18 protein-coding genes, 1 pseudogene and 1 riboswitch are annotated in these 18215 nt (G+C 71.8%); of the genes and pseudogenes, 7 read left to right on the forward strand and 12 right to left on the reverse strand.

Features of this window, described 5'->3' with window-relative positions; translation table 11 throughout:
- Positions 1-126: 126 nt before the first annotated feature.
- The 9 genes from ABZV31_RS28180 to ABZV31_RS28220 form a co-directional block, all read right to left on the reverse strand.
- Complete coding sequence (locus ABZV31_RS28180) at positions 127-1212, reverse strand: hemolysin family protein (RefSeq protein ID WP_355899299.1); 1086 nt, start codon at positions 1210-1212, stop codon at positions 127-129.
- A complete protein-coding gene (locus ABZV31_RS28185) occupies positions 1209-2555 on the reverse strand; it encodes a hemolysin family protein (RefSeq protein ID WP_355899302.1) in 1347 nt (448 codons plus the stop codon). Before ABZV31_RS28185 ends, ABZV31_RS28180 begins: the two co-directional genes overlap by 4 nt.
- A 225-nt stretch (positions 2556-2780) precedes the next feature.
- Positions 2781-3248 carry a PH domain-containing protein gene (locus tag ABZV31_RS28190; RefSeq protein WP_355899305.1) on the reverse strand — a complete coding sequence of 156 codons (468 nt, stop codon included), beginning with the start codon at positions 3246-3248 and terminating at the stop codon, positions 2781-2783.
- Between the two features lie 22 nt (positions 3249-3270).
- Complete coding sequence (gene hisG, locus ABZV31_RS28195; protein ID WP_355899306.1) at positions 3271-4128, reverse strand: ATP phosphoribosyltransferase; 858 nt, start codon at positions 4126-4128, stop codon at positions 3271-3273.
- A gap of 60 nt (positions 4129-4188) precedes the next feature.
- Positions 4189-4461 (reverse strand): phosphoribosyl-ATP diphosphatase, encoded by a 273-nt coding sequence (locus ABZV31_RS28200; protein WP_355899309.1) that lies wholly within the window; start codon positions 4459-4461, stop codon positions 4189-4191.
- A 34-nt stretch (positions 4462-4495) separates the two neighbouring features.
- The gene (gene ribH, locus ABZV31_RS28205) at positions 4496-4981 is read right to left on the reverse strand and encodes a 6,7-dimethyl-8-ribityllumazine synthase (RefSeq protein ID WP_355899312.1); all 486 of its coding nucleotides are present in this window, start codon (positions 4979-4981) and stop codon (positions 4496-4498) included.
- Between the two features lie 21 nt (positions 4982-5002).
- Entirely contained in the window at positions 5003-6292 is a 1290-nt protein-coding gene (locus tag ABZV31_RS28210) for a bifunctional 3,4-dihydroxy-2-butanone-4-phosphate synthase/GTP cyclohydrolase II (RefSeq protein ID WP_355899315.1), read from the reverse strand.
- Positions 6289-6933 (reverse strand): nicotinamide mononucleotide transporter family protein, encoded by a 645-nt coding sequence (locus ABZV31_RS28215; RefSeq protein WP_355899317.1) that lies wholly within the window; start codon positions 6931-6933, stop codon positions 6289-6291. Before ABZV31_RS28215 ends, ABZV31_RS28210 begins: the two co-directional genes overlap by 4 nt.
- Positions 6930-7538 (reverse strand): riboflavin synthase, encoded by a 609-nt coding sequence (locus tag ABZV31_RS28220; RefSeq protein WP_355899320.1) that lies wholly within the window; start codon positions 7536-7538, stop codon positions 6930-6932. Before ABZV31_RS28220 ends, ABZV31_RS28215 begins: the two co-directional genes overlap by 4 nt.
- Before the next feature lie 144 nt (positions 7539-7682).
- Positions 7683-7813: riboswitch (FMN riboswitch) on the reverse strand.
- A 279-nt stretch (positions 7814-8092) separates the two neighbouring features.
- On the opposite strand from ABZV31_RS28220, the gene ABZV31_RS28225 reads away from it, so the two are divergent.
- The 3 genes from ABZV31_RS28225 to ABZV31_RS28235 all read left to right on the forward strand — a co-directional run bounded on the left by ABZV31_RS28225 (position 8093) and on the right by ABZV31_RS28235 (position 9821).
- The gene (locus tag ABZV31_RS28225) at positions 8093-8287 is read left to right on the forward strand and encodes a sigma factor (protein WP_355899323.1); all 195 of its coding nucleotides are present in this window, start codon (positions 8093-8095) and stop codon (positions 8285-8287) included.
- Positions 8288-8349: 62 nt separating this feature from the next.
- Positions 8350-8979, forward strand: coding sequence for a sigma factor-like helix-turn-helix DNA-binding protein (locus ABZV31_RS28230; RefSeq protein WP_355899326.1), 630 nt, complete (start codon positions 8350-8352; stop codon positions 8977-8979).
- Positions 8980-9068: 89 nt separating this feature from the next.
- Positions 9069-9821 carry an SDR family oxidoreductase gene (locus ABZV31_RS28235; protein ID WP_355899329.1) on the forward strand — a complete coding sequence of 251 codons (753 nt, stop codon included), beginning with the start codon at positions 9069-9071 and terminating at the stop codon, positions 9819-9821.
- A gap of 25 nt (positions 9822-9846) precedes the next feature.
- On the opposite strand, the gene ABZV31_RS28240 is transcribed toward ABZV31_RS28235, so the two are convergent.
- Entirely contained in the window at positions 9847-11301 is a 1455-nt protein-coding gene (locus ABZV31_RS28240; protein ID WP_355899332.1) for an ROK family transcriptional regulator, read from the reverse strand.
- A gap of 129 nt (positions 11302-11430) precedes the next feature.
- On the opposite strand from ABZV31_RS28240, the gene ABZV31_RS28245 reads away from it, so the two are divergent.
- Positions 11431-12642, forward strand: a complete 1212-nt coding sequence (locus tag ABZV31_RS28245) for an MFS transporter (protein ID WP_355899334.1) — start codon at positions 11431-11433, stop codon at positions 12640-12642.
- A gap of 234 nt (positions 12643-12876) precedes the next feature.
- Here ABZV31_RS28245 and ABZV31_RS28250 read toward each other — a convergent pair whose 3' ends face one another.
- Complete coding sequence (locus ABZV31_RS28250; protein WP_355899337.1) at positions 12877-14142, reverse strand: alginate lyase family protein; 1266 nt, start codon at positions 14140-14142, stop codon at positions 12877-12879.
- A gap of 122 nt (positions 14143-14264) precedes the next feature.
- Between ABZV31_RS28250 and ABZV31_RS28255 the strand changes: the two genes are divergently transcribed.
- A complete protein-coding gene (locus ABZV31_RS28255; protein ID WP_355899340.1) occupies positions 14265-15668 on the forward strand; it encodes a solute carrier family 23 protein in 1404 nt (467 codons plus the stop codon).
- A 61-nt stretch (positions 15669-15729) separates the two neighbouring features.
- Here ABZV31_RS28255 and ABZV31_RS28260 read toward each other — a convergent pair whose 3' ends face one another.
- The gene (locus ABZV31_RS28260; RefSeq protein WP_355899349.1) at positions 15730-16107 is read right to left on the reverse strand and encodes a glycoside hydrolase family 6 protein; all 378 of its coding nucleotides are present in this window, start codon (positions 16105-16107) and stop codon (positions 15730-15732) included.
- Between the two features lie 273 nt (positions 16108-16380).
- Between ABZV31_RS28260 and ABZV31_RS28265 the strand changes: the two genes are divergently transcribed.
- Both ABZV31_RS28265 and ABZV31_RS28270 read left to right on the forward strand, forming a co-directional pair.
- On the forward strand, positions 16381-17076 hold the full coding sequence (locus ABZV31_RS28265; protein ID WP_355899343.1) for a DUF5995 family protein: 696 nt from the start codon (positions 16381-16383) through the stop codon (positions 17074-17076).
- Positions 17077-17169: 93 nt separating this feature from the next.
- Positions 17170-18110, forward strand: a pseudogene (locus ABZV31_RS28270) (LLM class F420-dependent oxidoreductase).
- The last annotated feature ends 105 nt before the right edge of the window (positions 18111-18215 follow it).

Consider the following 18215-nt stretch of genomic DNA (forward strand, 5'->3'; position numbering starts at 1 on the left):
CGCTCGCCCGCGCTTGCGGGGTGCCCCCCCAAGCTCTTCGAGCAGGGGTGCACCCCGCGTCCAGCCGTGCCGCCCCGGGGGTGCCCCAGGCCATCAAGGCACCGGGGGAGGCACGACTGCCCGCAGCTACGTGGCCAGCACTTGCTGCGGCTCCCCGCTCCCCCGCGGCTCCGTCAGCCTGACCTCCGTCGGCACCCGGTGGGCAGGATCGCGTACCTCACCCACCAGCATCTCCAGCACGTCCTCCAGCGCCACCACCCCGAGCACCTTGCCACTCGCGTCGGCCACCTGCGCCAGATGCGTCGCGGCCCGCCGCATGACCGTCAGTGCGTCGTCCAGCGGGAGTTCCGCCCGGAGCGTCGTCATCGGCCGCCATATCTGCTGCGGCACGGCCCGCTCGGAGTCCTCCAGGTCGAGGACGTCCTTGACGTGCAGGTAGCCCATGAAGGCGCCGTTCTCCACGGCGACCGGGAAGCGGGAGTACCCGGTGCGGGCGGTGAGGGCGACGATCCCGCCCGGGGTGACCGAAGGGCTGACCGTCACCAGCGCCTCGCGCTTCAACAGCACGTCGGTCACCGGGCGGGAGCCCAGCTCCAGCGCGTCCTCCAGGCGCTCCTGTTCCTCGGGATCGAGCAGGCCGGCCTGGCCGGAGTCCTCCACCAGCCGGTTGAGCTGCTCGCTGGTGAAGGCGGCCTCGACCTCGTCCCTGGGCTCGACGCGGAAGAGCCGCAGGATGCCCTTCGCGCAGGCGCCGAGCGCCACGGTGATGGGCTTGCAGAGGCGGGCGAAGGCGACCAGACCCGGGCTGAGCCACAGCGCGGCCTTCTCCGGCGCGGCCATCGCGAGGTTCTTCGGCACCATCTCGCCGATGACGAGGTGGAAGAAGACCACGGCCGCGAGCGCGATGACGTAGCCGAGCGGGTGGACCATCCCGTCAGGCAGGTGGATCCACTCGAACACCGGCTCCAGCAGGTGCGCCACCGTAGGTTCGGCGACGGCCCCCAGGGTCAGCGAGCAGACGGTGATGCCGAACTGGGCGGCGGCCATCATCTGCGGCAGCCGCTCCAGGCCGTAGAGGACCTGGCGGGCCCGGGCGGTGCTGAGCGGTTCGATCTGGCTGCGGCGGACGGACACGAGCGCGAACTCGGCGCCGACGAAGAAGCCGTTGGCGAGCACCAGCAGCGCGGCGAAGACCAGTTGGAGCACGCTCATCGGGCCGCCTCCACGACAGCGGCGACGGCGTCCGTCGCAGGTGCCGTCTTCACCAGGCGGACCCGCTCCGCGCGGTAGTGCCCGACCTGGCGCACGGACAGCCGCCAGCCGGGCAGCTCGGCCTTGTCGCCGGGGGCCGGGATGCGGCCGAGCAGGTCGGCGACCAGGCCCGCGACGGTCTCGTACGGGCCCTCGGGCACGTCGAGGCCGATGCGCTTGAGGAGGTCGACGCGGCAGCTGCCGTCGACGTCCCACGCCGGCTTGCCGTCCTCCGGAGGGGCAGGGGCGAGCTCGGGCACGTCCTTGGCATCGTGCTCGTCGCGGACCTCGCCGACGAGTTCCTCGACGATGTCCTCCAGCGTCACCACGCCCGCCGTGCCGCCGTACTCGTCGACGACGACCGCGATGGGCTGTTCGCTGCGCAGCTGCGCGAGCAGCGGCTGCACGGGCAGCGTCTCGGGAACGAGCAGCGCCGGGCGGGCGATGCAGCCGACGGGGGTGCGCAGCCGCTCATGCGCCGGGACCGCGAGGGCGTCCTTGAGGTGGACCATGCCGACGACCTCGTCGATCCTCTCCCGGTAGACGGGGAAGCGGGACAGGCCGGTGGCGCGGGTCAGGTTGACCACGTCCTCGGCGGTCGCCGACGACTGCAGGGCACTGACCTTCACGCGCGGGGTCATGACGTGCTGCGCGGTCAGCTCGCCCAGGGACAGGGTCCGGACGAAGAGGTCGGCCGTGTCCTGCTCCAGGGCGCCGGCCTGCGCCGAGTGGCGGGCGAGGGAGACGAGTTCGCCGGGGGTGCGGGCGGAGGCCAGCTCCTCGGTGGGCTCGACGCCGAGAGCGCGGACGAGCCGGTTGGCGACGGCGTTGAGCGCGGCGATCACCGGGCGGAACAGGCGCGAGAAGACGTGCTGCGGGCCGGCGACGAAGCGCGCGACCTGCATCGGCCTGGACACCGCCCAGTTCTTGGGCACGAGCTCGCCGATCACCATCTGCGCGGCCGAGGCGATCAGCATGCCGACGACCACGGCGACCCCGGAGACGGCACCCTCGGGGACGCCGATCGCGGTGCCCGGGCCGCGCAGCAGCTCGGCCAGCGCCGGTTCGGCGAGCATGCCGACGACGAGGGAGGTGATGGTGATGCCGAGCTGGGTTCCGGAGAGCTGGAAGGACAGCTGCTTGACCGACTCGACGACCGTACGGGCGCGTTTGTCGCCCTCGGCGGCGGCCTTCTCGGCCTCCGCGCGCTCTACCGTCACCAGGCCGAACTCGGCGGCGACGAAGAAGCCGTTGGCGAGAATCAGCAGGAACGCCGCTCCCAGGAGCAGCAAGGGGATGGTCATGATGCCGCCGCCTCCGCGTGCACGCGGACGCGGTCCGCGCTATGTCGGCAGGGGGCGGCGCAGGTACTGCAGGACGATCCGTCCATCGCCGGAGGGAGTCACTCCTCGGGTAGCAGGAAGCCCCGGGCGCCGGGCGGAGCTCAGGGGCGGAGGCGCAGCGAAAAACGCCTCCATCACCAGATTAATCAAGACACCCGCCCGTGCGGCAGGGTGGACGTCCCCGAGTCAGCCCTGATGTTCCCCCGGGGACCGCTCGGGGTCCCGGAGGGAATGGGCCTCGACGAGTGCGCGAAGGGTGCGCGCATCGGCGATGGCACGCTGCTTGGCGATGCCCGGCTGGATGCCCAGCGCGGGCAGGCTGGTGCCGTCGCTGAGGTTGAGGAACACCCAGGGGTCGCCGGGCCGCAGGATCACCTGGAGGATCTCCGCCCAGTCCAGGTGACGCCTGCCGGCGATGTTGACGACGGTGACCCCGGACTCGTCTGCGACCACCTTCGGCCGGGAGAGCATCCCCAGCATCCCGAAGAGAATCGCACCCGTCAGGATGAAACTGACGCGCTCGCCGGGGCTGAGCTGCTCCAGCAGCATCGCGACGATCGTGATCACCGCGAAGATCGCGACTCCGGCGGTGAGCAGGACCGCGCGGGTGCGACTCGGCCGGAACGTGACGGGAAGTACAGGCAGATCGGACATTTTTCTGTGCCTCTCCGTGCCCTCAGAGGCGGCAGGCGTGAATGGCCGTGGTCAGGATGGCCCGGGCGCCGATCGCGTACAGGTCGTCCATGATCCGCTGGGCCTCCTTGGCCGGGACCATGGCGCGCACGGCGACCCAGCCCTCGTTGTGCAGCGGGGAGACGGTCGGCGACTCCAGGCCCGGGGTCAGTGCCACGGCCTTCTCCAGCTGCTCGACGCGGCAGTCATAGTCCATCATCACGTACGTCCGGGCCACCAGCACGCCCTGGAGGCGGCGCAGGAACTGCTGAACCTTCGACTCGGCGGTCTCCCCGGCGTCGGCACCCGTCCGGCGGATGACGATCGCCTCGGACTTCATGATCGGCTCGCCGATGACCTCCAGGCCCGCGTTGCGCAGCGAGGTGCCGGTCTCGACGACGTCGGCGATGACCTCGGCGACACCGAGCTCGATGGCGGTCTCGACGGCGCCGTCGAGGTGGACGACGGGGGCGTCGATGCCGTTGTCGGCGAGGTGCTTGGCGACGATGCCCTCGTAGGAGGTGGCGACCGTCATGCCGTTCAGGTCCTCGACGCCGTTCGCCGTGCCCGGCTTGGTGGCGTAGCGGAAGGTGGAGCGCGCGAAGCCGAGCGGCAAAATCTCCTCGGCGTTGGCGCCGGAGTCGATCAGCAGGTCGCGGCCGGTGATGCCGATGTCGAGGCGGCCGGAGGAGACGTAGATCGCGATGTCGCGGGGGCGGAGGTAGAAGAACTCGACCTCGTTCTCCGGGTCGACGATCCTGAGCTCCTTGGACTCGCGTCGCTGCTGGTAGCCGGCCTCATGCAGCATGTCCGCCGCAGGGCCGGAGAGTGAACCCTTGTTGGGGACGGCGATGCGCAGCATGAGGTCGGCTTCCTTTGCTCGTTCGTAGCTGATTGGGTACGAAAATATGTGCGATACGGCTCAGAGGTGGGCGTAGACGTCGTCCAGGGAGATCCCGCGGGCGACCATCATCACCTGGACGTGGTACAGCAGCTGCGAGATCTCCTCGGCGGCCGCCTCCTTGCCCTCGTACTCGGCGGCCAACCAGACCTCGGCGGCCTCCTCGACGACCTTCTTGCCGATGGCATGGACACCCTTGCCGACCAGCTCGGCGGTGCGGGAGGTGGCGGGGTCGCCGTGGGCGGCCTTGTGCTGGAGCTCGGTGAAGAGCTCCTCGAACGTCTTCTTGGACATGGTGGTCCCCACCCTACGCGGTTGCGGGGACTCCTTACCGCCAGGGTTCGGATACTGAGCGCAGTGTGGCCGCGGTGGCGACCGCGGCGGTCACCGCCTCGTGGCCCTTGTCCTCGCTGGAGCCCGCAAGGCCCGCCCGGTCCAGGGCCTGTTCCTCGGTGTCGCAGGTGAGCACGCCGAAGCCGACGGGGACGCCGGTCTCGACCGACACCTGGGTCAGGCCCTGGGTGACGCCCTGGCAGACGTAGTCGAAGTGGGGGGTGCCGCCGCGGATGACGACGCCGAGGGCGACGATCGCGTCGTAGCCGCGGCCCGCGAGGACCTTGGCGACCACCGGCAGTTCGAAGCTGCCGGGGACCCTCAGCAGGGTCGGCTCGTCGATGCCCAGCTCGTGCAGGGCGCGCAGGGCGCCGTCCACCAGACCGTCCATCACCTTCTCGTGCCACTGTGCCGCGATGACGGCGACCCTGAGGTCCCCGACGTTCCGGACGGACAACTCCGGTGCACCCTTGCCGCTCACGTGTCTCCTCAGTGCTCTCTCTTACTGGTTGCCGCAGGTGGACACGGTCGTCGTGTCCAGCCAGGGCAGGTCGTGCCCCATCCGGTCCCGCTTGGTGCGCAGGTAGCGGAGGTTGTGCTCGCCCGCCTGGACGGGCATCGGCTCCCGCCCGGTGACCTTGAGGCCGTGGCGGAGGAGCGCGTCGGTCTTGTCGGGGTTGTTGGTCATCAGGCGGACGCTGCGCACGCCGAGGTCCTCGAGGATCTGTGCGCCGGCGCCGTAGTCTCGGGCGTCGGCGGGCAGGCCGAGTTCGAGGTTGGCGTCGAGGGTGTCGCGGCCACGCTCCTGGAGCTCGTACGCACGCAGTTTCGACATCAGGCCGATACCGCGCCCCTCGTGGCCGCGCAGGTACACCACCACTCCCCTGCCCTCGGTCTGGATGCGCTCCAGGGAGGTGTCCAGCTGGGGGCCGCAGTCGCAGCGCAGGGAACTGAAGACGTCGCCCGTGAGGCACTCGGAGTGGATGCGGACCAGGACGTCCTCGCCGTCGCCGATCTCGCCGTGCACGAGGGCGACGTGCTCGACGCCGTCGACGGTGGAGCGGTAGCCGTACGCCGTGAAGGTGCCGTGGGCGGTGGGCAGGTGGACCTCGGCCTCGCGGCGGACGGTGGGCTCGGAGGTGCGGCGGTAGGTGATCAGGTCCTCGATGGAGATGATCGTCAGACCGTGCTTGCGGGCGAAGGGGATGAGCTCGGGCAGGCGCAGCATGCGCCCGTCCTCGCCGGCGATCTCGACGATCGCGCCGGCCGGGCGCAGCCCCGCGAGCCTGGCCAGGTCGACGGCGGCCTCGGTGTGGCCGTTGCGGACGAGCACGCCGCCGGGCTTGGCGCGCAGCGGGAAGACGTGGCCGGGGCGGACGAAGTCGGAGGGCTCGGCCGTGCCGCTCGCGAGCAGCTGAAGCGTGGTGGCGCGGTCGGAGCCCGAGATGCCGGTGGTGACGCCGTGGGCGGCCGAGGCGTCGACGGAGACCGTGAACGCGGTCTTCATCGACTCGGTGTTGTCCTCGACCATCTGCGGGAGCCTGAGCCGGTCGAGCTCCTCGCCTTCCATGGGGGCGCAGATCAGGCCGCGGCACTCGCTCATCATGAAGGCGACGATCTCCGGGGTCGCCTTCTCGGCGGCGATGACGAGGTCGCCCTCGTTCTCGCGATCCTCGTCGTCGACGACCACGACCGGGCGGCCGGCGGCGATGTCGGCGATGGCCTGCTCGATCGGGTCGAGCGCGAAGTCCTCGATGTTGTCCGTGCTGTACAGGATCGGGGCCACGCTCATGCGGGCGCTCCTTCCAGGACGGGCTGCGCGGCCCGGCGGGAGCGCAGCCACCAGTCGCGCATGCCCCACAGGACGAGTGCGCCGTAGATGACGTAGACGAAACCGGAGAAGGCGAAGCCGTTGGCGAAGTTGAGCGGCACGCCGACGGCGTCGACGAGCAGCCAGGCGAACCAGAACTCGACCATGCCGCGCGCCTGGGCGTACATGGCGACGATGGTGCCGACGAAGATGTAGGCGTCCGGCCAGGGGTCCCAGGACAGCGACGGGTACGCGGTGAACAGCCCGGCGACCGCGAGCGTGCCGAGGGCGGCCACACCGACCAGGACCGCGCGCTCGCGCCAGGTGGCGAACCGTACGGCGATGTGGCCGTCCTCCGCCTGGCCCTTGCCACGGTTCCATTGCCACCAGCCGTAGCCGGCGACGACCATGACCACGACCTGTTTGCCCGCGCTGCCGGAGAGGTGGGCGGTGGCGAAGGCCGCGAACAGGATGAGGCCGGAGAGGAACTGGGTGGGCCAGCTCCATATGGAGCGCCGCCAGCCGAACGTCAGCGCGATCAGGCCGATGACGTTGCCGATCATGTCCGACCACTTGATGTGCTGGCCGAAGAGGGTGAAGGCCTCGGAGTTGAGCCAGTTCACTGCGCGGCCCCCCGCACACGGTCGCCGAGCATCCGCTCGACGTACTTGGCGATGACGTCCACCTCGAGGTTGACCGGGTCGCCGGGCTGCTTGAGCCCGAGGGTGGTCAGGGCGAGGGTGGTGGGGATGAGGCTGACGGTGAAGTAGTCGGGGCCGGCGTCGACGACGGTGAGGCTGATGCCGTCGACGGTGATGGAGCCCTTCTCGACCACGTAGCGCGCGAGGTCCGCGGGGAGCGAGATCTTGACGATCTCCCAGTTGTCGGAGGGCTTGCGCTCCAGGACGGTGCCGGTGCCGTCGACGTGTCCCTGCACGATGTGCCCGCCGAGGCGGGCACCCACGGCGGTGGGGCGCTCGAGGTTGACGCGCGAGCCGACGGTGAGGACACCCAGGCTGGAGCGGTTGAGGGTCTCCGCCATGACGTCGGCGGTGAACTCGTCGCCCTCGTGCTCGACGACCGTGAGACAGACCCCGTTCACGGCGATGGAGTCGCCGTGCTGCGCGCCCTCGGTCACGACGGGGCCGCGGAGCCGGAAGCGGGCGGCGTCGCCGAGGTTCTCGACGGCGGTGACCTCGCCCAGCTCTTCGACGATTCCGGTGAACACTTCCCGGGTCCTCCTGCCTCTTCGGGCACGGACTCCGGGGCTGTCGAGGACGACAGAAAGTACGAGCGAGAAACCGGGGACGACGCCTACGGGACCCGTCCGCACGGACGACTCCAGACGGCGGCGCGCACGGATGCCCGCTCGCCGCGCACTGCCTCCCATCCGGACTTTAACCGTCGGTCCAGGAATTTCACCTGGTCAACCGGCCGCTGGAAGCGACCGGGTCGCGGACTGTAACCGCCGGTTCGGACTTTCACCGACCCCGGAGTGCGCTGCTACTGGTACAGGGCCAGTCTGCCACGCCTGATCGACGTCCATACAGACGATGGGTGTGGAGTGGCTCACAGCATGCGGGACTGGACTTCCCCCGCACACCCGTGCGGCCTCAACTCCCATGGCCGGCCCCGGCCTTGAGATTGGTTCATACCTATTGACCAGAATGGTCTAGTCCTCTTAGGGTCGCTGTGTACGGGCCCGGCGGCGGTGAAGACGGCCCTTGCCCGCCGCCGGACCCTCCCCAACCCGGCCCCGAGGCGCTCTGGCAGGGTGACCGCATGACGAGCCCCGATGCCGAGGAGTTCGAGACCCACCGCCCGCGTCTGTTCGGTCTGGCCTACCGCATGCTCGGCTCCGCCGACGAGGCCGAGGACACGGTCCAGACGCCTATCTCCGCTACCGCTGCGCCGACCGCTCGGCCGTCGAGCACCCGGGCGCCTGGCTCGCCAAGGTCGTCACCAACCTCTGCCTGAACCGGCTGACCTCGGCGCGGGCCCGGCGCGAGAGATACGTCGGGGCCTGGCTGCCGGAACCGGTGGTCACCTCGGACGGCACGCTCGGCCCTCTGGAGTCGGCCGAGCAGCGGGACGCCGTGTCCATGGCCGTGCTGGTGCTGCTGGAGCGGCTCACGCCCACCGAGCGGGCGGTGTACGTGCTGTGGGAGGCGTTCGCGTACGGGTACCGGGAGATCGCCGACGTGCTAAATCTGACCGACGTCAACTGCCGTCAGCTCCACCGGCGGGCAACGCAGCGGGTGGGCGATCCGCGCACCCGGTTCCAGCCCGCTCCCGAGCGGCAGGAGGAGCTGGTCACCTCGTTCGTCGCGGCGGCCCGCGAGGGCGATCTGGCCCGACTGGAGAAGCTGCTCGCGGCCGACGTGACCTGGTGGAGCGACGGCGGCGGCAAGGTCTCCGCGGCCCGGCGGCCGGTCGAGGGGCGCGACAGGGTCGTCCGGCTCCTGGCGGGCGGCGCCGAGCGGTTCGCGGCGGGCCTGGACTTCACGGTGGCGGAGATCAACGGCGCGAGGGGGCTGGCCGCATGGGCGGGCGGCATGCTCGTCGGGGTCGTCTCCTTCGAGCTGCGGGACGGCCTCGTCGCGCAGGTGCGTGCCGTGGTGAACCCGGACAAGCTGGACTTCGTACGGCGTCAGCTGACGCGCCGGTAGCGGCCTGTCACGTTTCCGCGGGCTGTCCGGTCTCAGCTGTCGAAGGGCGCTCCACCGGGGAGCGCCGGTGTCCGAAGGGACGGAACAGCATGACCACGATCCTGGTGACCGGCGGCACCGGAACGCTCGGCCGGCTCGTCGTCGAGCGGCTGCGCGCGGACGGGCACGAGGTGCGAGTGCTCAGCCGCCACACCCAGCCGTACGCAGTGGATCTGCGCGAGGGCGGCCCCGGTCTGGACGCGGCCGTCGCGGGCGTGGACGCGATCGTGCACTGCGCGACCTCCCCCCGGGGCGACGAGGAGGCGGCCGCCCACCTGATCGCGGCGGCGCGGCGGGCGGGGGTGGGCCACCTGGTCTACATCTCGATCGTGGGCATCGACCGGGTGCCGTTCGGCTACTACGAGACCAAGCTCGCCGTGGAGAAGCTGATCGGGGAGTCGGGGCTGGGCTGGACCGTGCTGCGCACCACGCAGTTCCACGATCTGCTGGTCCGGGTGTTCCAGGTGCTGGCCAAGCCGCCGGTCGTGCTGTTGCCGGCCGGCCTGCGGGACCAGCCGATCGAGGTGGCGGAAGTCGCGGACCGGCTGGCCGAGTTGGCGCTGGGGGCACCGGCCGGGCGGGTGGCGGACATGGGCGGGCCCGAGGTGCGCAGCTTCGAGTCGCTGACCCGGGCGTATCTGAAGGCGACGGGTCGGCGGCGGGCGGTGCTGAGCGTGCCGCTGGCGGGGAGGGCGTACCGGGGGTTCCGCAGCGGTGGTCATCTCACGCCGGAGCGGGCCGTGGGGAAGCGGACGTTCGAGAAGTATCTGGCGGCGCGGTTCGGGGGCGGTCGACGGAGCTGAGCACGGTCGCTGCCCCGGCACAGGGTCATCGCTCCGGCGGGGCGAACAGCTCGTCCTGGGCGCGGTCCCGTGCGGTCAGCAGTGCTCCACGCAGGACGGCGCCACCGCCCAGGGCGCTCGCCCGCACCTCCGTGGGCAGGGGCGACATCCGCCGGATCCGCTCCGCCACGCGCGCGGCGAGCACGTCCCCGCCGGCCTGCCCCACCTCACCGCCCAGCACCACGCACCCGGGGTCCAGGACGGCGACGACGGAGGCGACACCGATGGCGAGGCGGTCGGCGAGGGCGTCCAGGAAGCGGACGGCGCGGGCAGGGTGGGACGCGGAGCGGACGGCGCCGGGCGCGCTCGCACCTGCGCCGGGGGCCGAGTCGGCCCGCCGGGCGTCGTCCGCTTCCGGCACGTCCTCACCGCCGGCTTCGGCCCCGGGGGTGCCGGCCGCGTCGGGACCGGTCGCCGCGGCGTCCTCGGCTTGCGCGCCGCCCGCGTCCACTCCCTCGGCCCGCCCGCCACCGGCCCCGGCCCCGGCCCCGGCACCAACAGCCTCCGCCACCGCTGCCCGCACCAGTTCCGCGGCGGCCGGCTCTGGTCCGGCTCCGACTCCCTCTTCCCGCAGCCCGTACTCTCCCGCCAGTTCCACGACCGCCGCCGACCCGGCCAGCGAGTGGAAGCCTCCCGCGCAGTCCGTCGCCGTCGGCAGGGCGCCCGTGCCCGGGACCGGGAGGAAGCCGATCTCGCCGGTGCCGCCGGAGGCGCCGCGGCGCAGGGTGCCGTCCAGGACGACGGCCGCGCCCGTGCCGTGGCCGAGCCAGAGCAGGACGAACGTGTCCCGGTCCCGGGCGGCCCCGTCGCGCTGCTCGGCCAGGGCGGCGAGGTTGGTCTCGTTCTCGACGATGACGCGGGCGCTCGGGAGCCTCTCCTGCAACGCGGCCACCAGGCGGCGGTGCCACTCGGGCAGGCCCGTCGAGTCGCGGAGCTCGCCGGTGACCGGGTCGATCAGGCCCGGCGCGCCGATGCCGACCGTGTGCAGCCTCCCCCGCGCTCGAACGCGCTCCCGCGGGGGCATCCCCATCGCCCCGGCCTCCTTCGCCACCCGCTCCACCAGCGCCACCGCCTGCTCCACCGCCGGTCCGGTTCCCGTGTCCCCGCCGATCGGCACGGATGCCTCCGCGAGCACCCGGCCGAGCAGGTCGGACACCATGACGGAAACGCCCTCGGTGCGCACGTCGAGGGCGGCCAGGTGGGCCCGGTCGGCGACGATCCCGTACAACCGCGCGTTCGGGCCGCGCCGCTGCTCCCCGGACTCGCCCACCACGGTGATCAGGCCGGAGGCCGTAAGGCGTTCGACGAGGTCGGCTACGGTCGGCCGGGACAGGCCGGTGAGCTGCTTCAACTGCCCTGCCGTCAACGGTCCTTCCTGCTGCAGCAGCCGGAGGGCGAGCCGGTCGTTGATGGCCCGGGCGGTGCTCGGGGATGCGGGCATACCGGGAATCCTCCCAGATCGGCGGGGCCGCGCCGCGGGCGGGCGTATTTCCCCTATCTATCAGGCAGGGTTCCTGATAGTTTACGCCGGCGCAGCGGGGAGACACAGAGCCGGGGGAGGGGCCCCAGAATGAGTGCAGTGGTCTACGAGCAGCGCGAGGTGAGGCGCGCCCGGTACGCCGTGGCGGCCGTGTTCGCCGTGCACGGCGCCGTCACCGGCTCGTTCGCGACCCGCGTGCCGTGGATCCAGGACCACGCCTCGGTCAGCGCGGGCCAGTTGGGACTGGCGCTGGCGTTCCCCGCGCTCGGTGCGTCGGTCGCGATGCCGCTCGCGGGCGGCATCAGCCACCGCTTCGGCGCCCGCAACGCCCTGCGCGGCCTGATCGCGCTGTGGACGCTCTCCCTGATCCTGCCGTCCTTCGCCCCCAACCTCCTCACGCTCTGCCTGGCCCTGTTCGTCTACGGCGCCTCCGCCGGCATGGCGGACGTCGCGATGAACGCCCTCGGCGTGGAGGTCGAGAACCGGCTCGGCCGGTCGATCATGTCCGGCCTGCACGGCATGTGGAGCGCGGGCGCCCTGATCGGCTCGGCGGCCGGCACGCTCGCCGCACACCTCGGCTCGGACGCCCGGCTGCACCACGCCCTGGCGGCCGCGGTCCTGACCGTGCTGGGCCTGGTCGCGTGCACCTGGGTCCTCGACCTGCAGCCCGCGGAGGACGAGGAGCCACCGCCCCGGTTCGCGCTGCCGCCGAAGTCGGCGCTGCTGATCGGCGCGATCGGGTTCTGCGCGGTGTTCGCGGAGGGCGCGAGCCTGGACTGGTCGGCGGTGTACCTGCGGGACCGGCTGGAGACCTCGGCCGGACTCGCGGCCGCGTGCACGACGGGCTTCACGCTGACCATGGCCGTCGCCCGGATCGCGGGCGACAAGGTGGTGGACCGGTTCGGCTCCGTGCGCACGGTCCGCGCGAGCGGAGTCCTCGCCGTCCTCGGCGGGCTGCTCATCGTCACCGCGGCTCGTCCGGCCATGGCGATGGTCGGGTTCGCGCTGATGGGCCTCGGCATCGCGGTCGTCGTGCCGCTGTGCTTCGCGGCGGCGGGCCGCAGCGGGCCGAACCCCAGCCAGGCCATCGCGGGCGTCGCGACCATCACGTACACCTCGGGGCTGGTCGCGCCGAGCGCGATCGGCGGACTGGCCCAGGCGACCAGCCTCGTGGTGTCGTTCGGCCTGGTGACGGTGCTGGCGTGCGGGCTTGCCGCCTTTGCGGGCGGGCTGCGGGCGGGCGACCGGAACCGGCCGAAAGTTGCTCCGCAGGCCGCACGGGTGCCCGACCCCCGGCCCTGAACGCCCCGGCGCTGCTGCCCACTCGCTGGGTGCTGCCGCCCCCAGCCCCTCATGCCCTCAGGCCCCAGCCCCTCATGCCCCCAGGCCCCAGCCCCTCATGCCCCCAGGCCCCCGCTTCGGACTGAACGGCCTCGTCCTCGAACGGGGATGGTGAAGCGGCCTCGAGGCCGGACGGCTCCGCCCCGCCCGCAGACGGTCACAAGCACACACTCGGTCCGACCGGGAAGGCCCCGGTCAGCCCGCGATCGAATCCAGCTGCTCCGCCGCCGGCCGCAGCGCCCACAGGTCACCCCCGGGCGGTGCCTGGAGCTTCGGTACGGCCGCCTTCGCCGCCGCGTCCCCGGCATCGGCCGCCGCGTGCACCACGTCGCTCGCCGCATACCGGTAGAACTCCAGCTCCGGATGCGGCCACGCGGCAGCCCCCGTCGCGGCCGGCAGCAGGTAGTCCACCGCCTTGAACAGGCTCTGGCCGTCCGGCCCCCGGTACGCCCACAGGTTCACGCCCACGTGCCTGCCGATCGCCGCGAGCCGGGTGTACGCGACCAGATCGAACGTCGAGTAGTGCCAGCTCCGGGTCCGCTCGAGCTCCTGCGGCTGGCTGCCGTCGGCCGCGATCTGCGGGTCGATGCGCTTGGCGCGCGCGTCGAGCACCGTCCGCCGGGCCAGGTCCCTGTCGCCGGTCGCGTAGGCGAGGGCGGCGAGCTGCATGTCGTAGAAGGTGCCGTGGTTGTTGGCGGCCGCGCCCTCCTGCTTGCCGAAGTCGCTCTTCTCCAGCCAGCCGAGGAAGTCGGAGTTCCACTTCGCCATGCCGGTGCGGTCGGTCTTCGTCCAGCCCGGGGCACCCGTGGCGAGGATCGCCTGCGCGTCGACGACGCCGGTGTACGACTGCGAGAAGTCGATGATGCCGATCGCACGGCCGTCGTACTTGCACGGGATGAACTGTGCGTGGTTCAGGTTGGGGTTCATCCGCGTGGCCGGGTCGAGGAACCAAGTGCGCAGCACCTGCGCGGCCTTCTCGGCGTACTGCCTCCTGCCGGTGTAGTACCAGGCGAGCGAGAGGTCGTACGCCGAGTCGAAGACCTTCTCGACGTCCTGGCGGTCGGTGCCGCTGTCGACCTCGGGGTTGCGCCGGCCGTCGCGCTGCACGTACGGGCAGCCCCAGGGGTTGTCGGCGGTCGGGGCCTGGGTGGGCCACCAGTACGGGGCCTGGCTCAGGTAGTCGTGGACGTCGCCGCCGGGCGCCGGCTTGGGCTTGTCGACGACCGTCCACGGGCCCTGGTCCAGCCAGGCGTCGGCGCGGGCCGTCAAGTCCTCGAGCGCCCGCCGGAGTTGGGGGTCGCCGTGGTCCAGGCGGAGCCTGGTCTGCTGGAGCCGGGTGCCGTCGAGGACGGCGGTGTGCGGGACCTTCGGGGCCGCGTGCGCGGAGGCGGAGGGGACGAGTACGGCTGCGAAAGTCGCCACCGCGGCCACGAGGACGGCCACACGGGGTCTTCCACTCATCAAGCCCTCCGATCAGATACGTGAACGCAGTTCATAAGTAAGACCGTGTGAGCGTAGAAGCGCCAGGCACCCCTGACAATGGTTCGGACAGTCTTCACGTACAAAGAAAGCGAAACCCCACCATGGACCTCGGCGTGCGCTGGAAGCTGCACGGTGACGGACGGACACCCGCACCCGGAGCAGTGGTACGCCCCGACGAACGGCTCTCCTGGCCCCGCACGATCGGACTCGGCGCCCAGCACGTCGTAGCCATGTTCGGCGCCTCCTTCGTCGCCCCCGTGCTAATGGGCCTGGACCCCAATCTCGCGATCATGATGTCGGGCGTCGCGACCGTGATCTTCCTGCTCGCCACCCGCGGCCGGGTGCCCAGCTACCTGGGCTGCTCCCTGTCCTTCGTGGGCGTCGCCGCGGTCATCCGGGCGCAGGGCGGCACGAGCGCGACCGTGACCGGCGCAGTCTTCGTCGTCGGTGTCGCACTGTTCCTGGTGGGGCTCGCCGTGCAGCGCTTCGGGGCGCGGATCATCCATGCCGCGATGCCGCCCGTCGTCACCGGCGCGGTCGTGATGCTGATCGGCTTCAACCTCGCCCCGGTGACCGCCTCCACCTACTGGCCGCAGGACCAGTGGACCGCCCTGCTGGTGATGCTGTTCACCGGGCTGGCCGTCGTCTGTCTGCGTGGTTTCTGGTCCCGGATCGCGATCTTCCTCGGTCTGGTCTTCGGGTACGGCATCTCCTGGGTCTTCGACCGGATCTTCGGCAGGATCCACTCCGTGGACGCGAGCGGAAAGCTCACCGACCACTGGCGCCTGGACCTCTCCGGCGTCGGCAAGGCCGACTGGATCGGGCTGCCCTCCTTCCACGGGCCGTCCTTCCAGTGGTCGGCGGTCCTGGTCGCGCTGCCCGTCGTCATCGCGCTGGTCGCCGAGAACACCGGGCACGTCAAGGCGGTCGGCGAGATGACCGGCGACCCGCTGGACGACAAGCTGGGCACCGCGATCTCGGCCGACGGCGTGGCCTCCATGCTGTCCACCGCCGTCGGGGGCCCGCCGAACACCACGTACTCGGAGAACATCGGCGTGATGGCCGCGACCCGCGTCTACTCCACCGCCGCGTACTGGGCTGCCGCCGGCTTCGCGCTGCTGTTCGGCATCTGCCCAAAGTTCGGCGCGGTCGTGGCCGCGGTCCCCGGCGGGGTGCTCGGCGGGATCACCGTCATCCTGTACGGCATGATCGGCCTGCTCGGCGCACAGATCTGGCTCAACGCCAAGGTGGACCTGCGCAACCCGCTGAACCTGGTGCCGGCCGCGGCGGGCATCATCATCGGCGTCGGCAACGTCACCATGAAGTTCACCGACACCTTCTCCCTCAGCGGCATCGCACTCGGCACGCTGGTCGCCATCAGCGGCTACCACGCGCTGCGGCTGTTCGCGCCCGCCCACCTCAAGACCCAGAAGCCGCTGCTGGACGAGGGCACGTCGTCGTACGACGAAGCCGCCGAGGCCGACGCTCAGCGCGCCAAGTCGTAGGCGTACGACGCCGTGAACGTCCCCGGCGCCCCCCTGCACCCGTCCGACTCCCCCGGCAGTTTCACCCACAGGTAGGCGTCGATCCGCGCCTCGCCCGTGTGCAGGGTGGGCGTCCGGCCGATCTTCCGGCCCGCCGGTCGCACCACTGGCCGTCGGGCGGGGCGCCGTTGCCGTTGCGGCTGGTGTCGATCACCGCGCCGAGGCCGGCCGGGCCCCCGAGGGCGCCGAGGACCTGGCGTTCGTAGGCGATCTCGTCGGCCGTGGGGCGGAAGTTGGAGACGTTGCTGAAGACGCCGTCGGAGGAGTCGGGTGAGGCGGCGCCCGCCTGTTTCAGCAGGGCCGCCTGTTTCTCCGCAGGGTGCCAGCCGGAGTGCCCGGCGTCGTAGTAGACCCGCGCCCTGGGGTTCGCGGCCTTGAGGACGCGGCCCGCGCGGGCCAGCGAGGCGAACCGGTCGGCGTGTTGGACGTCGGAGAGGCTGCGCCGACATCGTCCCGGTGACCGTGCCGACCGCGACCACGGCCCATGCGACCGCGATCATGGTGTGGCGCCGGGCGGCGCGCCTGCGCTCGGCCCTGCGCGCGGCCAGGCGCCGGGCACGTAAGCCTGACACGGTACTGCTCCCCCTCCCCCGCGACGGGCGCGTTCCCCCGTTCTGGGGAAGCGTCGGGCCCGTCGGCACCCGGGCCAGCCTAGGCCTGGGACCCTGCCCCCATGGCGCAATCGGCACAACTCACCCATCGCGTGGACACAGTGGACGCAGTCGTCACCCGTATGCGCGCCCTGGACACCGCCCTGCCGGAGCGGGACGGGGTCGCGGTCTTCAACCGCGTCTATCTCGCCGTCACCGAGGAGGTCGACCGGCGCCTGGACGCGGGGCGGTTCGCGGACCCGCGGGCCGCGAGCACGCTGGACGTCCGGTTCGCGCAGCGATATCTCGCCGCCGTGGACGCGGTGGCCGACGGGCGGCGCCCGCCGGCCTGCTGGCGGCCGCTGTTCCAGTTCCGCCGGCATCCGGGCGTACGGCCGCTGCAGTTCGCGCTGGCGGGCATCAATGCGCACATCGGCCACGACCTGGCGCTCGCCGTCGTGGACGCCTGCCGTACGCTCGATTGCGAACCGGCCGACCTGGAGGACGAGTTCGACCGCGTGGGCGACCTCCTCGTGTCGCTGGAGGAGCGCATCCGCGAAGATCTGATGCCGGGCCCGGATCTGCTCCAGATCGCCGACCCGCTCACGCACCTGCTCGGCTCCTGGAGCCTGGAGCGGGCCCGGGACGCCACTTGGTCGGCGGCGCGGGCGCTGTGGGCGCTGCGCCGACTGCCCGACGTGGCCGAGGAGTTCACCGAGCGGCTGGACGCGGCAGTCGGCTTCGCCGGACGCATGCTGCTCACGCCGCTGCCGGACTGACCGATCCGGACACCCCCCGGGGATCTCCCCGGAACTCCTGGGTGATCGCTGTACGTTGATCGACGGATACTCCGATCACGAAGGAGCACAGCCATGGCGACCCGTCTGGGACTCGGGCTTCCGCAGAATCGGCAGTACGACCTCGGCAGGGACGTGCCCGACGTGGCACGCACGGCGGAGCGGATCGGCTTCGACAGCCTGTGCGTGTACGAGCGGGCCCTGTTCCCGGAGCCCGCCGGACAGGGGCTGTACGGCATCGAGGGGCTGCCCTGGCCGGAGTTGTACCGCCACGTGGCCGATCCGCTGGTCACGCTCACCCTGGCCGCGGCCGCCACCGAGCGGGTCCGGCTGGGCAGCAGCGTGCTGGTCGCGCCGCTGCACGTGCCGTTCCAGCTCGCCAAGGCCCTCGCCTCGCTGGACGCGGCGAGCGGCGGCCGGGTGATCGCGGGCTTCGGCACCGGCTGGTCCCTCGACGAGTACGCGGCCGCGGGAATCCGGCCGATCAAGGAGCGCGGCCAGGTGCTGGCCAGGTGCTGGACGAGGTGATCGACGTCTGCCGGGCGGTGTGGGGCCCGGACCCGGTGCGCTACAACGGCCGCATCACGAAGATCGAGTCGGCGGTGGTCGGCCCCAAGCCCGCCCGGCCGATCCCGATCCTGCTGGCCGCGAGCACGCCGAAGGCGCAGCGCCGGCTCGTCGATCATGCCGACGGCTGGCTGCCGGTCGGCGCAGGCGTGGAGCAGATCGCCGCTCAGTGGCACGAGTTGCAGGATCTCGCCGCCGAGCGCGGCCGCCAGGAGCCGATCCGGACGGTCCTCAGGGTGAACGCCGTGCACTCCGCCAAGGCGTACGACGGCGCCGACCGGCGGCCCTTCCAGGGCAGCGCCGACCAGATCGTAGAGGACCTTCTCGCCCACGCCGAGATCGGTCTGGAGGAGATCCTGGTCGACCTGCAGACCACCCCGCGGGACGCCCAGGAGCTCAAGGACGTCGCCGCGGAGGTGTACGAGAAGGCGCGGGCGGCCGGGGTGTGATCGCCTGTGGGACGGCTCAGTCCTCCCTACCTTGTTGATCGGGATGAGCGAGCCATTCGTAGGGTTGGCTCACCCAGGGGGTCCGGGTGTGGCTTTCAGTCCTCT

It is taken from the genome of Streptomyces sp. NPDC005202 (genome assembly GCF_040608235.1).
Classification (GTDB): Bacteria; Actinomycetota; Actinomycetes; order Streptomycetales; family Streptomycetaceae; genus Streptomyces.

Excerpts from the sequence above, each read along its gene's own strand:
- ABZV31_RS28180 (WP_355899299.1), bottom strand. The coding sequence starts at position 1,212 with ATGAGCGTGCTCCAACTGGTCTTCGCCGCGCTGCTGGTGCTCGCCAAC.
- ABZV31_RS28185 (WP_355899302.1), bottom strand. The coding sequence starts at position 2,555 with ATGACCATCCCCTTGCTGCTCCTGGGAGCGGCGTTCCTGCTGATTCTC.
- ABZV31_RS28190 (WP_355899305.1), bottom strand. The coding sequence starts at position 3,248 with ATGTCCGATCTGCCTGTACTTCCCGTCACGTTCCGGCCGAGTCGCACC.
- hisG (WP_355899306.1), bottom strand. The coding sequence starts at position 4,128 with ATGCTGCGCATCGCCGTCCCCAACAAGGGTTCACTCTCCGGCCCTGCG.
- ABZV31_RS28200 (WP_355899309.1), bottom strand. The coding sequence starts at position 4,461 with ATGTCCAAGAAGACGTTCGAGGAGCTCTTCACCGAGCTCCAGCACAAG.
- ABZV31_RS28210 (WP_355899315.1), bottom strand. The coding sequence starts at position 6,292 with ATGAGCGTGGCCCCGATCCTGTACAGCACGGACAACATCGAGGACTTC.
- ABZV31_RS28225 (WP_355899323.1), top strand. The coding sequence starts at position 8,093 with ATGACGAGCCCCGATGCCGAGGAGTTCGAGACCCACCGCCCGCGTCTG.
- ABZV31_RS28235 (WP_355899329.1), top strand. The coding sequence starts at position 9,069 with ATGACCACGATCCTGGTGACCGGCGGCACCGGAACGCTCGGCCGGCTC.
- ABZV31_RS28240 (WP_355899332.1), bottom strand. The coding sequence starts at position 11,301 with ATGCCCGCATCCCCGAGCACCGCCCGGGCCATCAACGACCGGCTCGCC.
- ABZV31_RS28245 (WP_355899334.1), top strand. The coding sequence starts at position 11,431 with ATGAGTGCAGTGGTCTACGAGCAGCGCGAGGTGAGGCGCGCCCGGTAC.
- ABZV31_RS28250 (WP_355899337.1), bottom strand. The coding sequence starts at position 14,142 with ATGAGTGGAAGACCCCGTGTGGCCGTCCTCGTGGCCGCGGTGGCGACT.
- ABZV31_RS28255 (WP_355899340.1), top strand. The coding sequence starts at position 14,265 with ATGGACCTCGGCGTGCGCTGGAAGCTGCACGGTGACGGACGGACACCC.
- ABZV31_RS28265 (WP_355899343.1), top strand. The coding sequence starts at position 16,381 with ATGGCGCAATCGGCACAACTCACCCATCGCGTGGACACAGTGGACGCA.